This is a genomic window from Nocardia sp. NPDC059236 (assembly GCF_042754085.1).
Classification (GTDB): Bacteria; Actinomycetota; Actinomycetes; order Mycobacteriales; family Mycobacteriaceae; genus Nocardia.
This window is the reverse complement of sequence record NZ_JBHZAF010000003.1, coordinates 407,575-424,766: the sequence shown is the minus strand read 5'-3', so window position 1 is coordinate 424,766 and position 17,192 is coordinate 407,575. Positions and strand designations below refer to the sequence as shown.

Genomic DNA, 17,192 nt, shown 5'->3' with positions numbered 1-17,192 from the left:
GCCGTCTCGATTCTGGACTGACGGAGCGGGGGAGCGAAGCGGAGGAGCGGAGGAGGGAAGAATCGAGACCTCGGGGCCGCGAACCCGCCCCGGAGCGAAGCGGAGGGGCAAATTAGACAGAGCCAGCGCGCCAATCATCATTGCCAGTGGTTGGCTGACTTAGCATTCGGGAATGCGCCATGATCGCCTTCCCGATGGTTTCGGGGTGCGAATCGATCCCAGGGTGCGCACTTATTCCGGTGGACGGCTCCTGGTCGGCGGCACGCCGACGAGGTTGCTGCGGCTCGCCCCGGAAGCTGCGGCCTTGATCGGTGACGGGTACCTCGAGGTGACCGACCCCGCGTCGGCTCGGGTTGCCAGACGTCTTCTCGATTCCGGCGTCGCGAATCCGCGCCCGCGGCTGCTGCCGTCGCTGGAGGACGTCACCGTGATCGTCCCGGTGCACAACAATGCTCCCGAGCTGTCCCGGCTGCTGTCGGCGCTGCGCGGCCACACGGTGATCGTGGTGGATGACGGCTCCGATCAGCCGGTGCAGATTCCGGATGCCAGAAGCCGCTGCCGGATCACCGTGCTGCGCCGCGACCGCCGGTACGGGGCGGCCGCCGCCCGCAATTTCGGATTACGGGCCGCGGCAACCGAATTCGTGGCCTTCCTGGACCCGGAGGTGGTGCCCCGCACCGGCTGGCTGGAAGTCATGCTCGGGCACTTCAGCGATCCCAAGGTGGCGCTGGTGGCCCCGCGCATCCTGGCCATGGATCCGGACTCCACCCTGCTGGCCCGCTACGAGCACACCCGCGGCTCGGTGCATCGCGGCCGCCGCGAGTCGGCGGTGCACGCGCACGGCCCGGTGCCGTACGTGCCGAGTTCGGCGGTGCTGGTGCGCCGGCTGGCGCTACTCGGCGAGGGCGGGTTCGACGAGACCATGGCGGCGGGCGGCGATGTCGACCTGTGCTGGCGGCTGGACCGCGCGGGCTGGCGGCTGCGCTACGAACCGGCCGCCCGGGTGGCGCACAGCAATCCGGTGTCACTGCGAAAGTGGTTCGCCCACAAGGTCACCCACGGGACCGGTGTCGCGCCGCTGGCCCAGCGGCATCCCGGCCTGGCCGCGCCGCTGTCGCTACCGATCTGGACCGCGGTGTCCGCGGTGTTGTTGAGCACGATGTCGCGCTGGGGCGTGTTCGGCGGTCTGCTGACGCTGGGCGCCACCCTGGTCCGGCTACGCCGGGTCTTCGCCGGACTGGACAATCCAACCCGGGTGGCTGCCATCTATCTGACGCGCGGTTTCACCGGCGGCGTGTGGCGGCTGGCCACGGCCATGTGCCGGCACTACTGGCCGATCACGCTGCTGGGCATGCTGTGCTCGCGGCGGGTCCGTCATATCGCGTTCACCCTGGCCATGGCCGAGGGCCTGGCGGACTGGTTCACCCACCGGGAGCCGGGCAGCCTGGACCCGGTCCGGTATGTGCTGTGCCGGCGGCTGGACGATGTCGCCTACGGGACGGGTCTATGGTGGGGTGCGGCCCGCATTCGCAGCGCGGCGGCGCTGAAGCCGACCCTGCCGACGAGCTGAATTCAACACTGCTCCCGGCGGAGATGATCGAAGACCGCGTGCGGGAAGCCGTGCGCGAGGCGTTCGAGGTCGGTCGGGTCGATGTCCTCCACAGACCCACCCCGGCACAGTGCCCGGGAGCGGGGCGGTACATTCGATGCACCGCACAGCCGTGAAATCCTGCTCACCGCAAGGGATTCGAGCCTCGGCGAGCGGCCGTGACCCGGTCCGCAGCGCCACCGCAACCCTCCCGGGCGAGGGGCGACGCGCGGGTGCCGCGCCAGCATTGAACACGCCGTGTTTAACAAAATGCTGTGTAGCTCACATTTTGTTGGGCGCCTGTTGGCGTGTGACCTGCCGGACAAACGTCCGGCTTCCGCCTTGAGGTTCTCGGTGCGCGGGTACTCTTCGGGGGCGGAAAGAAAGGCAAATGGTCAGCAATCTCGCAGGTGGTGGGCAACCCAACCACGGCGTCGAACCGGGCAGTCAACTCGGGGCGCTCGAAACATATGCCGCCCAGGCGCACGGATATCTCAGTGTGGGCGGGGATCAACTGGGGCAGTTGCCCGGCCTGCTGCGGCCGATGGTGCTCGAGTCATGGCTGCGCAGTCTGCGCGGCGGCGTCGATCCGATGGACGACGGAGACGGTCGTGGCCTGCGCGGCACCGACCTCGAGCGCTACCGTGACGCGCATCCGATCGCCTCGGTCATGCCGTTGGTGGACAAGCTGCTACTGCGCGACGCGACCAGCACCGGATTGATCGTGGTGGTGGCCGACCAGTTCGGCCGCGTGCTCTCGGTGCACGGCAATGCCGATCGGGTGCAGGCGGCCGCGGAGGCGGGCCTGCGCGAGGGCAATGACCTGAGCGAGCGCCGGGTGGGCACCAATGCGGTGGGCCTGGTGGTACGCACCGGCCGCGCGGCCTGGATCCATGGGCCTGAGCATTTCCTGCATCGCATGCACCAGATCACCGGAGCCGCGGCGCCGGTGCACGATCCCGACGGCCGCCTGGTGGGCGTGCTGATGATTGCCGGCGGGGTGCGGGTGGCGCGCCCGGAGATCCTGGCGCTGGTGAAGGCGGCCGCGACCGCCGCGGAGATGGATCTGCTGCTGGCCGCGGTCCGTTCGGGTCAGGATCGCCGTTCGAACGCCGATGCGCCGGCGCCCGAGCGGCTGGGCCTGGAGGTGCTCGGGCTGGGCCAGCCGCAGCTGACGGTGGCGGGGGAGCGAGTCCCCCTGTCGCAGCGGCATGCCGAGATCCTGCTGCTGCTGGCCGAGCACACCGAGGGCCTGTCGGCCGATCACCTGGCGCTGCTGCTGGACGATGCCGATCTGGACAACGCCACCATTCGCGCGGCCATGTCGCGTTTGCGTTCGGTGGTCGGGTCGAATGTGTTCGGCTCGCGTCCCTATCGGCTGCGTGTGCCGATCGCCACGGATGTGGAGGCGCTGCGCGCCGCGCTGGATTCCGGGGATGTGGATTCGGCGGTCCGGCTTTACGCGGGTCCGGTGCTGCCGCGTTCCACGGCGCCTGGAGTTATAGACATTCGCGATGAATTGCGAGTGCGTCTGCGCACCGCTGTATTACGTTCCGGCGACGCTTCGGTCTTGAGTCGGTGGACATCCGGTGCCGAGGGCCGTGACGATGCGGCCGCGTGGGCGGCCTATCGCGCCACCGTCGATCGTGAGTCTCCGCTGTATGCGCAGATCGAGGCCAAGATTCGCGTGCTGGATCGGCGCATGGGCGCCGATGCAACGCAGTTGCAACGTTTCGACTCATAGTCTCCACATCCGAAAGTGCGGTCGGTCACACCGCCGCCTTGTCATGTGGTCGTACCCACATTGATCGCGTTCTCAGCGCGATGCCGTCGGCCAACTAGACGCTCGTCCAACTTTTTTTCGGGAAAAAGTTCCTTTTTATTGTGTAAACGCCTAGTGTCCACATGCATGAACGGCATCCCTGTGATGCAGGTGACAGTTGGAGGAGATCGGCAGCAGGACACCCCGGATGCGATGACCCGGAGGCACTCGCATCCAGGCCGGAGAGCCAGCAGGCCCGGCCGCTTCGAGCACTAGTTGGATCACGCGCGGACTTCGCCGCGCATTCGTCGAATCACCCAGGGCGGTGCGATTTTTCGCGACCTGGGTGCGCCCTCGTCAGCCGAGCGCACCCAGGTCTATTTCGCGATGCCCGAAAACCGTTGGTCGACATAGCAATTCGCCATGACAAGGGAGGCTCTGGTGCAGGGTACGGACTCGAGTGGTCTCGGACCGAGTGAAGTTCCGACGTCGGATGTCTCAGCGCCTTTTCCCCTCGGACCCGCACAGATCGGCGTCTGGTACGCCCAGCTGCTGAACCCCGACGTGCCGTGCAGCATGGCCCAGTACGTCGATATCCAAGGCGATTTCGATGCCGACCTGCTCCTGCGGGTGTCCCAGGACGGCGTGCCGATCTGGCGCTCCTCCCAGCTGCGCTTCACCGAGATCGACGGACAGCCCTTCCAGTACATCGACGAGTCCGCCGGCCACAACACCCGCGTCATGGACCTGCGGTCGGAGGCCGATCCCATTGCGGCGGCGCATGAATGGATGCGCACCCAGATCGTCCAGCCGGTGAACGTCCTCACCGATGCCGAGCGGCTCTTCGCGCCCGCGCTGATCCGGGTCGCCGATCAGCGCTGGTTCTGGTTCGTGGTCGGCCATCACATCGTGGGCGACGGCTACGCCGCCATGAACACCATGCAGTGGACGGCTCGGCGCTACACCGCCCTGAAGCGCGGCCTGGAACCGGAGACGGTGCAGGTCGGCACGCAGCAGGAGCTGGTCGAGTCCGAGCTGGCCTACCGCGAGAGCAGCCGGTTCCGCACCGACCGCGCGCACTGGGCCGCACGCACCGCCGGCCTGGAGGGCGGCACCACTCTCAAGGGCCGTTCCGCGCCGCCGCGCGCGGGCAATATGCGCTACGGCCAGATCCTGCCCGAGGAGCTGCAGCGGCGCATCGAAAAGTGCGGCGAGCAGCACGATTCCGGTCTGCCCGGGGTGATCATCGCGGCCTTCGCGGCCTATATGGCCCGGCTCACCGGCAAGGACGAGGCGGTGCTGAGCCTGCCGGTGACGGCCCGCACCACCGCGGTGATGCGGCGCTCGACGGGCATGCTGTCCAATATCGTGCCGCTGCGGATTCCGGTCCGGGACGAGACCACCTGGGGTGAGCTGCTCACCTCGGCGCGGGTGGAGATCTCGGGCGCGCTGCGCCACCAGCGCTACCGTCACGAGGACATCCACCGCGACGCCGAACAGCAGGGCAGCCCGGCCTCGCGCGCGCTGTTCGGCCCGATGGTCAATGTCATGCTGTTCCATCCCCAGCTGGAGTTCGGGGATATCCAGGCGCGCCTGCACCTGTTGTCCTCCAGCCCGATCGAGGACATGAGCCTCAATCTCTTCTACGGGGAAAACGACCGGATCCACCTCGATCTCGAGGTGAACCCGAACCTGTACACCAGCGCGGAGAACGTCCGCCACCACCGGCGCTTCCTGACCTTCCTGGAGCGGCTGGTCGGCCTGGAGTCGGATGAGCGGCTCGCGGGCGTGGACGTCTGCACCGAGCTGGAACGCGATGTGGTGCTGCGGCTGTGGAACGACACCGCGTATCCGGTGGACGGCCGGGCGACGCTGGTGTCGATGTTCGACGCGCAGGCGGCCCGCACGCCGTCGGCCCCGGCGGTGCGTTTCGCCGGTGAGCCCGCCCGCGATCTCGGCTATGGCGCGCTGGCCGAGCGCGTGAATCGCCTTGCCCGCCACCTGATCTCGCTGGGCGTCGGCCCGGAGTCGCTGGTCGCGCTGCACCTGCGCCGGTCGCCGGAGCTGGTGGTGGCCATGTACGCCGTGCAGGCCGCCGGTGCGGCCTACGTGCCGCTGGATCCGGACCACCCGGCCGAGCGCACCACGCACATCCTGAGGACGGCCGCGCCCGCGCTGGTGCTGACCACCTCGGCCGATCGCCCCGAAACCGATGTCACCGCACTGGATCTGGACCAGCTGGGCGGCGACGCCCTGGCCGGATACTCGGCCGCGCCGGTGACCGATGCCGAGCGCCGTGCGCCGCTGCGGCCCGCGAACACCGCCTACGTCATCTTCACCTCGGGTTCCACCGGCCGCCCCAAGGGCGTGGCGGTGACCCACGCGGCGATCGTGAACCGCCTGGTGTGGATGCAGCAGACCTACCGGCTCTCCGATGCCGATGTGGTGCTGCAGAAGACGCCCGCCACCTTCGACGTGTCGGTGTGGGAGTTCTTCTGGCCGTTGCAGATCGGCGCGACCCTGGTGCTGGCGCAGCCCGACGGCCACCGTGACCCCGCCTACCTGCGTGCCGTGATCGCCGAATACGGCGTCACCACCGCACATTTCGTGCCGTCCATGCTGGACGCGTACGTGACCGAACTCGAGATCCACCAGGACGAGCAGGCCCGCGGCGCACTGCGTCAGGTGTTCGCTTCCGGTGAGGCGCTGCCGGGCCGGACCGCCCAGCGGTTGCGCGCGCTGACCGGCGCCGAGCTGCACAATCTCTACGGTCCCACCGAAGCTGCGGTCGATGTCACCTTCCATGAGGTGACGGCCGCGGACACCGTTTCCGTGCCGATCGGCGCACCGGTGTTCAATACCCGGCTGTACGTGCTCGACGCACGTCTGCGGCCGGTCCCCGTCGGGACCCCGGGTGAGCTGTATCTGTCGGGGGTTCAGCTCGCCCGGGGCTACGTGGCGCGTCCGGGCCTGACGGCCGAGCGCTTCGTCGCCGATCCGTTCGCCGGGGAGTCCGCAGAGCTCATGTACCGGACCGGCGACCTGGTCAGCTGGACCGACAATGGTGAGCTGGAGTACCTGGGCCGCACCGATTTCCAGGTGAAGGTGCGCGGCCTGCGCATCGAGCTCGGCGAGATCGAGTCGGTGCTGGTGGCCGTGGACGGCGTGTCCCGCGCGGTGGTGATCGTGCGTGACGATCAGCTGGTGGCCTACGTGGTCGCGCCCGCCGAGGTGGACGCCACCCGGTTGAAGGCCGCGGCGGCGCGGGCGCTGCCGGGCTACATGGTGCCGAACGCCTACGTGGTGCTGGATGCCCTGCCGGTCAACGCCTCCGGCAAGCTGGATCGGGCCGCGCTGCCCGAGCCGGTTCGGGTGGCGGTGCGGCACGAGGCGCCGGTCACCGTGACCGAGCAGGCAGTGGCGCGGGTCTTCGGCGAGGTGCTGGGTGCGACCGAGGTCGGCCGCACCGACGATTTCTTCGCCCTGGGCGGCAACAGCCTGATCGCCACTCAGGTGGCGGCGCGGCTGAACGCCGAGCTGGGTTGCCGGCTCACCGTGCGCGAGATGTTCTCCGCCACCGGCGTATCCGAGCTGGCGGCGGCGATCGACGACCAGTTCCTGGACGCCGACGCGGAGGCGGGCAACGCGGTCGCCCTGGTGCGGCGCGAGCGCCCCGAGGCGCTGCCGCTGTCCCCGGCGCAGCAGCGCATCTGGTTCCTGAACCGTTTCGACACCGGCAGCGCGGGCTACAATATGCCGTTCGTGGTGCGCCTGCGCGGCGAGGCCGACGAGGCGGCCATGCGGGACGCGCTGATGGACGTGCTGGACCGGCACGAGGTGCTGCGCACCGTATTCCCTTCGACGGCTTCGGGTTTCGCGGTTCAACAGGTGCTGACGGTCGCCGCGGCGGCGGAGCCGGTGGCGCACGAGACCTGTGACGCCGACGAACTGGACGCGCGTTTGCGCGAGTTCGCGGCGCAGGGCTTCGACCTGGAACGCGAGATCCCGTTCCGTGCACGACTGTTCACCGTCACCGGCGCGGTCGCCTCGGACTGCGGACTGGGCGGTCCGGTCCTGGTGGACGCCGCCGATCTGGACGTGCCCGAGTACGCCATCGCCATCGTGCTGCACCACATCGCCGCCGACGGCCTGTCGCTCCCGGTCCTGGCCCGCGACCTGATCACCGCCTACCTGGCGCGGTCCCAGGGACAGGCCCCGGCCTGGCAGCCGCTGGCCGTGCAGTACGCGGATTACACGCTGTGGCAGCGCGATCGCCTCGGCGCGGCCGACGATCCGGACTCGCTGCTGTCGCGGCAGCTGGACTTCTGGCGGCAGACCCTGGCGGGTGCCCCGGACCTGCTGGAGCTCCCGGCCGATCGCCCGCGTCCGGTGGCCGCCACCGGCCGCGGCGCCAAGCTGGCCGTCGAACTGCCCGCCGAGTTGCACGCGCGTATCTCGGAAACCGCTCGGGCCGAGGGCGTTTCGACCTTCATGCTCATGCACGCCGCGCTGGCGGTGCTGCTCTCCCGCCTGTCCGGCGAGTCGGACATCGTCATCGGCACCCCGGTGGGCGGCCGCGGCGCGCGCGAACTCGACGACCTGATCGGCATGTTCGTCAATACGCTGCCGCTGCGCACCGACGTCGACGGCGCGCTGAGCTTCCGGGAACTCGCGCACCGGGTTCGCGACACCGATCTCGCGGCCTTCGCGCACGCGGACGTGCCCTTCGAACAGCTTGTCGAGGCACTGAATCCGGCCCGCTCGCAGTCGCGCCATCCGCTGTTCCAGGTGGCGCTGTCCTTCACCGCGACCGGAGACATCAGCCTCGAACTGCCCGGATTGCTTGCCACGACGGGTACCCTGGACACCGAGGTGACCAAGTTCGACCTCTCGGTAGCGGTCACCGAAAGCTTCGCCGGTGCCGGTCCCGGGGAAGGTCCGGCACCGGCGGGGATCCACGCGGAGTTCGAGTTCGCGGTGGATCTGTTCGACCCCACCACCATCGAGGTCTTCGCACACCGTTTCGTGCGCCTGCTCGAGGCCGTCACCACCGATCCCACCGTGATCGTGGACGCGCTGCCGCTGCTGGCCCCCGCCGAATACACCGATCTGACAACCCGTTCGGGCGGCCCGGTGCGGGCCACCCGGCTGCTGCCGGACATGATGGCGCGCGCCGTGGCCGTCGGCCCGGACCGCGCGGCGCTGATCTCCGGCGAGACCACGCTCAGCTACGGCGAACTCGACGCGACCACCAGCCGCCTGGCCCGCCTGCTGATCGATCGCGGCATCGGCCCGGACGATCTGGTGGCCGTCGGCCTGCCGCGGTCGCTGGAAGCCGTTGTCGCGGTGTGGGCGATCGTGAAGACCGGCGCCGCCTGGCTGCCGGTGGATCCCGCATTCCCGGCCGAGCGCATCGCGCACATGGTGCGCGACTCGGGCGCGGTCCTCGGCGTGACCGGTTCCGCCGTGGTCGACGGGCTGCCGGAGGTGCTGCCCTGGCTGGTGCTCGACGAGCCCGGATTCCGTGCCGACTGGGCCGGATTCGCCGCCGATCCGGTCGGCGACGCGGACCGGGTGCGCCCGCTGCGCGCCGGGAATGTCGCCTACACCATCTACACCTCCGGCTCGACCGGTGTGCCCAAGGGTGTGCTGGTCACGCACGCGGGCGTGCCCGGCCTGGCCGCCTCGCAGTACGAGCGCTACGTCGGTTCGCCGTCGGCGCGGGTGCTGCAGGGCTCCACCCCGAACTTCGACATCTCGGTCGCCGAACTGCTGATGGCCGTCGAGTCGGCCGGCACGCTGGTGATCGCGCCGCCCGGGGCCACCGTGGGCCCGGAGCTGGCGGAAGTGATTCGCGCGCAACAGGTGACGCACGTGCTGATGACGCCCTCGGCGATCGGCACCATCGATCCCGCCGACGTGCCCGGCCTACGCCACATCGCGGTCGGCGGCGAGGCCGTCCCGGCGGAGCTGGTGCGGCGCTGGGCCGAGGCCGGGCGCACCCTGGTCGACGCCTACGGGCCCACCGAGACCACGGTCGTCGTGAATGCCAGTGCGCCACTGCCGGCCAACGGTCCGGTGACCATCGGCCGTCCGCTGGCCGGGGTGCGGGAATGGGTGCTCGACGCCCGGCTGCGGCCGGTGCCGGTGGGCATGATCGGCGAACTGTACGTGGCCGGCCCGCAGCTGGCCCGCGGCTACCGCGGCCGCGCCGCCCTCACCGCCGACCGTTTCGTGGCCTGCCCGTGGGCGCCCGGTGAACGCATGTACCGCACCGGCGACCTGGTGCGCTGGACAGCCGACGGCACCGTGGATTACCTGGGGCGCAACGACTCCCAGGTCAAGGTGCGCGGCTTCCGGATCGAGCTGGGCGAGATCGAGTCCGCCGTGGCGGCGCATCCGCAGGTGCGCAGCGCCGCGGTGATCGTGCACCGCGACGCCGTGCGCGGGGATCAGATCGTCGCCTACCTGGTGCCCGAGTCCGCGGGCCTCGACCTGCCCGAGCTGAAGGCCGGGCTGGCGAATCGACTGTCCGCGTACATGATTCCGGCCTCCTTCATGGTGCTCGACGCCCTGCCGATGACCATCAACGGCAAGCTGGACTACCGCGCGCTGCCCGCGCCGGTCTTCCCCAAGCGCGAATTCCGCGCGCCCGCCACCCCGGTCGAGCAGCTGGTCGCCGATGTCTTCGCCGAGGTGCTGGGCCTGGTCCCGGCCGTCGCGGAGACCGCCGTCGAGACCGTGCCGCCGCGTCCCCGGCCGACCTCGGCCGATGCCGCCGACGCCGGCGAGGCCGCCCACGCGGTCGGCGCGGACGACGACTTCTTCGAGCTGGGCGGCAATTCGCTGATCGCCACCCAGGTGACCGCCCGCCTGGGCGCCGCCCTCGACACCCAGATCCCGGTGCGGCTGGTCTTCGAGGCCTCCAGCGTGGCCGAGCTGGCCGCTCGGGTGGCCGAGCTGGCCGGATCCGGTTCCCGCGCACCGCTGGTGGCGGGGGAGCGGCCCGAGGTGGTGCCGCTGTCCTACGCCCAGCAGCGCATGTGGTTCCTCAACCGCTTCGACAACAGCTCGATCGCGGACAACCTGGTCGCGGCCATCCGGCTGGACGGCCCGCTGGACGCGGACGCGCTGGCCGCGGCGGTCACCGATGTGGTGTCCCGGCACGAGACGCTGCGCACGGTGTACCCGGCCGTGGACGGCGTCGGCCGCCAGCTGGTGCTGTCCGCGGAGGCGGCCGGCATCGCCCTGGCGCCAGAGCAGGTGAGCCAGGACGCGCTGGAATCGCGCATCATCGAGCTGGCCGTGCTGCCCTTCGCGGTGGACGAGCAGCCGCCGGCGCGGCTGACCCTGCTGCGCCTGGCGCCGCAGACCCACGTGCTGGTGGTCGCCGTGCACCACATCAGCGCCGACGGCTGGTCGATCGCCCCGCTGACCCGGGATCTCATGGTGGCCTACACCGCCCGTCGCGCCGGCGCCGCGCCGCAGTGGACGCCGCTGCCGGTGCAGTACGCCGACTACACGCTGTGGCAGCGCGCGGTGCTGGGCGACGAGGACGATCCGGAATCGCTGCTGGCGGAGCAGATTCGCTTCTGGCGCGCCGAACTGTCCGGTCAGCCCGACACCCTGGAGCTGCCCAGCGACCGGCCCCGCCCGGCGGTCGCCACCCGCCGCGGCGCGCAGTACCGCTTCGTCATCTCCGCCGAGCGGCACCGCCGCCTGCGCGAGCTGGCCGAGCGTGATCACGCCACGGTGTTCATGGTGCTGCACGCGGCGTTCGCCACGCTGCTCGCGAAACTCTCCGGCACCGCGGACATTTCGATCGGCTCGCCGGTCGCGGGCCGTGGCGAGCAGGCGCTCGACGACCTGGTCGGCATGTTCGTCAACACCCTGGTGCTGCGCACCGAGGTCACCCCGCACCGCTCGTTCCGGGAGCTGCTGGCCCGGGTGCGCGAGGCCGATCTGCGCGCCTTCGCCCACGCCGACGTGCCCTTCGAGCGGCTGGTCGAGGTGATCGCCCCGATGCGCTCGCAGGCCCGCCACCCGCTGTTCCAGGTGGCCCTGGACCTGGCCAATGTCACCCAGCCCACGCTGGAGCTGGACGGGCTGACGGTCTCGCGCATCGATCTGGATCCCGGTGCCGCCAAGTTCGACCTGCAGCTGTCGGTGGGCGACGACGCCGCGACCGGCGAGCTGAGCGCCCAGTTCACCTATGCCACCGACATTTTCGACGAGGCCACCGTGGCGGCCTTCGCGCGGCGGCTGGACGTGGTGCTCGAGGCCGTGACCGACGAGCCGGACCGGCTGGTCGGCGAGATCGACCTGCTCATCGGCGACGAGCGCTCCCGGGTGCTGATGTCCTGGAACGACACCACCCGCGATACGCGAGAGCTGCTGCCCGCCACCGGTTCCGGCGCCGCCACCCTGGTCGACCTGTTCGAGGCCAGGGCGCTGACCTGCCCCGATGCCCCCGCTGTGGAATTCGAGCACGCCGATACCTCCCAACCGGCTACAACTCTGTCCTACGGCGAGTTCGCCGCCCGGGTGCACCGCCTGGCCCGCAAGCTCGCCGACTCCGGGGTGAGCGCGGAATCCCGGGTGGCCCTGGCCATGCGGCGGTCGGACGACATGGTCGTGGCCATGTACGCCGTGCTCGCCGCGGGCGGCGCGTACGTGCCGGTGGACCCGGACCAGCCGCGCCTGCGCATCGACTATGTGCTCGACGCCGCCGCTCCGGTGGCCGTGCTCACCACCGTGCGGGACGGTTTCACCACCGATCGCGACCTGCCGGTGCTGGCCGTGGACGCCCTCGACCTCGGCGACTACTCGAGCGCCCCGCTCACGGATGCGGATCGCACTGTGCCGCTCCGTGATTCGAACACCGCCTACGTGATCTTCACCTCGGGGTCGACCGGCCGCCCGAAGGGCGTGGCCGTGCCGCACTCGGCCATCGTCAACCGCCTGGTGTGGATGCAGGCCGAGTACGGCCTGACCGCCGCGGATGTCGTCCTCCAGAAGACGCCCTACACCTTCGACGTGTCGGTGTGGGAGTTCTTCTGGCCCTTGCAGATCGGCGCCAAGCTGGTGGTGGCCGCGCCCGACGGCCACCGCGATCCGGCCTACCTCGCCGGCACCATCGCCCGCAGCGGCGTCACGGTCGCCCACTTCGTGCCGTCCATGCTGGCCGTCTTCGTGGCCGAACCGGCCGCTGCGCTGTGCCTCGGCCTGCGGCAGGTGTTCGCCTCCGGTGAGGCGCTGCCCGCGCCGACCGCGCAGAAGCTGCGCGAACTCACCGGTGCGCGGCTGCACAATCTGTACGGGCCGACCGAGGCCGCGATCGATGTCACCTATCACGAGGTGGCCGACGCGGATACTGCCTTCGTGCCGATCGGCCGCCCGGTGTGGAACACCCGCACCTACGTGCTGGACGGGCGCATGAACCCGGTCGCGCCGGGTGTCGCGGGTGAGCTCTATCTGGCGGGCGACCAGCTGGCCCGGGGCTACCTGGGCCGGGCGGATCTGTCGGCGGATCGCTTCGTGGCCAACCCCTTCGGCACCGGCGAGCGCATGTACCGCACCGGTGACCTGGTCACCTGGACCCCCGAGGGGGAGCTGAACTACCTGGGCCGCACCGACTTCCAGGTGAAGCTGCGCGGTCTGCGCATCGAGCTGGGTGAGATCGAGGCCGCGCTGCTGGCGCAGCCGGGCGTCGCGCAGTCGGTCGTGGTGGTGCACGCCGACGCGCACGCCGGTGACCAGCTGGCCGGATACGTGGTCCGCGAACCCGAGGCCGTGGTCGACCTGGACGCGATCAAGACCGCCCTGGCCGCCACGCTCCCGGGCTACATGGTCCCGGCCGCGCTGGTGGTGCTGGATGCCTTCCCGCTCAATGCCTCCGGCAAGCTGGACCGCACCGCCCTGCCGGCCCCCGTCTTCGAGACCGCGGTCTACCGGGCGCCGGAGACGGTGGCCGAGGAGGTCGTGGCCGGTGTCTTCGCGGACCTGCTCGGGGTGGAGCGGGTCGGCGCGTACGACGACTTCTTCGCCCGCGGCGGCAGCTCGCTGCTCGCGGCCCGCGCCGTGGCCCGGGTGGGCGCGGCCCTGGACGCCGAGCTGTCGGTGCGCGACCTGTTCGACGCCCCGACCGTCGCCGGCCTGGCGGCCATCGCGGAGGCCAGGGCGGGCACCGGAACCCAGCTGCCGCTGACCGTGCGGCCCCGCCCGGAGCGGGTGCCGCTGTCGGATGCCCAGCGCCGCATGTGGTTCCTCAACCGCTACCACGCCGATGTGATCGGCACGGGCCCCGGCGCGGCCTCGGACAATATCCCGCTCGTGCTGCGGGTGTCCGGCGTGCTGGACGCCGAGGTGCTCGATGCCGCACTGCGGGACGTGGTTTCGCGCCACGAGACCCTGCGCACCGTCTACCCCGACGGCCCGGACGGCCCCGAGCAGCAGGTGCTGGCGGCGGCCGACGCCGAGCTGCTCACCGCCCGCGTCACCGCGGACGAGGTCCCCGGCCGGGTGGCCGGGATCATCGGCCACGCCTTCGACCTGACCCGCGAAACCCCGTTGCGCGCAGCGCTGTTCAGCGTTTCGGAGACCGATCACGTGCTGGTGCTGGTGGTCCACCACATCAGCGCGGACGGATTCTCGCTGGGCCCGCTGGCCACCGACTTCATGACGGCCTACCAGGCCCGCCGCTCCGGCGTGGCCCCCGCGTGGGCCCCGCTGCCCGTGCAGTACGCCGACTACACGCTGTGGCAGGCCGAGCGTCGCGGCGACGAATCCGATGCGCGGTCCCTGGCGCACCGGCAGCTGGAGTTCTGGCGGCAGCGCCTGGCCGGGCTGCCCGAGCAGCTGGAACTGCCCGCGGACCGGCCGCGTCCGGCGGTCGCCTCGCTGCGCGGCGGCACCCACCGCCTGAGCATCGACTCCGATCTGCACGGTCAGCTGGGCGAATTGGCGCGCAAGCACGACACCACCCTGTTCAGCACCGTGCACGCGGCGCTGGCGGTGCTGCTGGCGCGGGTGTCGAACAGCACCGACATCGCGATCGGCACCCCGGTCGCGGGCCGCGGCGAGCAGGCTCTCGACGGCCTGGTCGGCATGTTCGTCAACACCCTGGTGCTGCGCAGCGAGATCGACCCGCGGGCCCGCTTCGACACCGTGCTGGACGCGGTGCGCGAGGACGACATCGCCGCGCTCTCGCACGCGGAGGTGCCCTTCGAGCGCCTGGTCGAGGTGCTGTCCCCGGCCCGCTCGCAGGCCCGGCACCCGCTGTTCCAGGTGGCCCTGACCTTCCACAACTACGCGCTGCCCACGGTGGAGCTGCCCGAGCTGCGGGTGCACCCGGAGACCCTGGACGCCGGAGTGTCCAAGTTCGATCTCCAGTTCACCGTGCTCGAGACCCACGCCGAGGATGGCCGCGCCGGTGGCATGGACATCGAGATCACCTATGCCAGTGAGCTTTTCGACGCCGTCACCATCGCGGCGCTGGCCGGCCGCTTCGGCCGGGTGCTGGCGGCGGTGGCCGCCGACCACACCGTGGTGGTCGGCGATATCCAGCTGCTGAGCAGCGAGGAGAGCGCCCGCGTACTGCGCGAGTGGTCCGCCACCGGTCCCGATGTCGCCGAATTCACCACTCTCGCCGATCGATTCGCGACCGCCGCCGCCCTCGACCCGGCGGCCCCGGCCGTCCGCGCCGGGGACGTGACCCTCACCTACGCCGAGCTCGACGCCCGCTCCAACCGCCTGGCCCGCTGCCTCATCGCGGCCGGTGTCGGACCGGAATCGCTGGTGGCCGTGGCGCTGCCGCGCACCGCGGAGCTGGCCGTGGCGCTGCTGGCCGTGGTGAAGGCCGGCGGCGGCTACCTGCCGATCGACCCGAACTACCCGGCCGACCGCATCGAGTACGTGATCGACGACGCCCGCCCGGTGTGCGCGATCAGCAGCGGTGACGCGCAGCTGCCGGCCGGCTGGTTCGGCGGACCGGTCGTCTGCCTGGACACCATCGACCTCGACGGCTATGCCGCAGACCCGGTCGCCGACCGCGACCGGCGCGCGCCGCTGCGCCCGGCCGACACCGCCTACGTCATCTACACCTCGGGTTCCACCGGCCGCCCCAAGGGCGTGGTGATCCCGCACCGCAATGTGATCCGCCTGTTCGACAATGCGCAGGGACACTACGGTTTCGGGCCCGCCGACGTGTGGACCATGTTCCACTCCTACGCCTTCGACTTCTCGGTCTGGGAGCTGTGGGGCGCGCTGCTGTACGGCGGCAGCGTGGTGGTGGTCGACTACTTCACCTCGCGGTCGCCGCAGCAGTTCCGAGAACTGCTCGCCACCGCGGGCGTGACCGTGCTCAACCAGACTCCGTCGGCGTTCTACCAGCTGATCACCGCCGACACCGAGTCCGATACCGAGCTCGCGCTGCGGTATGTGATCTTCGGCGGCGAGGCGCTGGAACCGCAGCGGCTCGCGGGCTGGTTCGCCCGGCACCCGCAGGGCCCGGCGCTGATCAACATGTACGGCATCACCGAGACCACGGTGCACGTGTCCTACCGCCCGATCACCCCGGACACCGGCTCCGCCAGCGTGATCGGCGGCGCGCTGCCGGGTCTGACCATGCGCGTGCTGGATTCGCGACTGCGTCCGGTTCCGGTCGGCGTCCCCGGCGAAATCTATGTCTCCGGTGGGCAGTTGGCGCGCGGTTACCTGAACCGCCCGGCGCTCACCGCCGGTCGCTTCGTGGCCGATCCCTACGGCGGTCCCGGCGAATCCGCCTACCGCACCGGCGATCTGGCGCGCTGGACCGCCACCGGCGACCTCGAGTACCTGGGCCGTATCGACCAGCAGGTGAACCTGCACGGCTTCCGGGTCGAGCTCGGCGAGATCGAGGCCGCGCTGCTGCGGGATCCGCAGGTGCGCGAGGCCGCGGTCATCGTGCGCCACGATGCCGCCGTGGACGCCTCCCGCATTGTCGGCTACGTGGTCCCGGCCGCGGACACCGCGCCGTCCACCACCGACCTGCGTGCCTTCGTCGCCCGGGAGCTGCCCGAGCACATGGTGCCCGCCGCGGTGGTGATCGTGGACCGGATCCCGTTGACCGTCAACGGCAAACTCGACCGCGCGGCGCTGCCCGCCCCGGTCTTCGAGGGCACCGAGTACCGGCAGCCGGCCACCGTCGCCGAAGAGCTCATCGCCAACGTCTACGCCGACCTGCTGGGCATCGAGCGGGTGGGCGCGGACGACGACTTCTTCGCCCTGGGCGGCTCCTCGCTGCTCGCGGCCAAGGCGGTCGCCCGCATCGGCGCCCTGTTCGACACCACGGTCGGCGTGCGCGCCCTGTTCGAGGCGCCCACCGTGACCGCCCTGGCCGCCCGCGTGCAGGCCGAGGCCGGCGGGCCGAAGCGTCCGGTGCTGGTCGCCGGCGCCCGGCCCGAGCACCTGCCGCTCTCGCCCGCCCAGCAGCGCATGTGGTTCCTCAACCGCTTCGATCGCGCGTCCACGGCCTACAACATCCCGCTCGCCCTGCGCCTCGCCGGTGAGCTGGACGCCCCCGCGCTCGAGGCCGCCTTCGCCGCCGTGGTGGAACGCCACGAGACCCTGCGCACCGTCTACCCGGAGACCGCGGACGGGCCCGCGCAGGTGATCCTGCCTGCCGCGCAGGTGGTTTCGGAGCTGAAGCCGGTCGACGTGACCGAGGCCGAGCTGGTGGCCCGGGTCACCGAATTCGCCACCACCACCTTCGACGTGACCGTCGACGTGCCGGTGCGTGTGCTGCTGCTGCGGGTGGTCGACGCCGACGGCGCGCCCACCGGCGATCACGTGCTCGCCGGTGTG

Annotated in this window: 3 protein-coding genes (1 of these 3 running past the window's edge); all 3 read left to right on the top strand. The window is 71.0% G+C overall.

Going from position 1 to position 17,192, the window contains the following annotated elements; translation table 11 throughout:
- Positions 1–172: 172 nt before the first annotated feature.
- Complete coding sequence (gene mftF, locus ACFXIV_RS10865; RefSeq protein WP_379399466.1) at positions 173–1,570, top strand: mycofactocin biosynthesis glycosyltransferase MftF; 1,398 nt, start codon at positions 173–175, stop codon at positions 1,568–1,570.
- 409 nt (positions 1,571–1,979) lie between these two features.
- Entirely contained in the window at positions 1,980–3,332 is a 1,353-nt protein-coding gene (locus ACFXIV_RS10860; RefSeq protein WP_379399465.1) for a GAF domain-containing protein, read from the top strand.
- 441 nt (positions 3,333–3,773) lie between these two features.
- A protein-coding gene (locus ACFXIV_RS10855; protein WP_379399464.1) for a non-ribosomal peptide synthase/polyketide synthase crosses the window boundary here: on the top strand, positions 3,774–17,192 show its 5' portion. It continues 4,587 nt past the right edge of the window; only the first 13,419 of its 18,006 coding nucleotides appear in the window; its start codon is at positions 3,774–3,776; its stop codon lies off the right edge, out of view.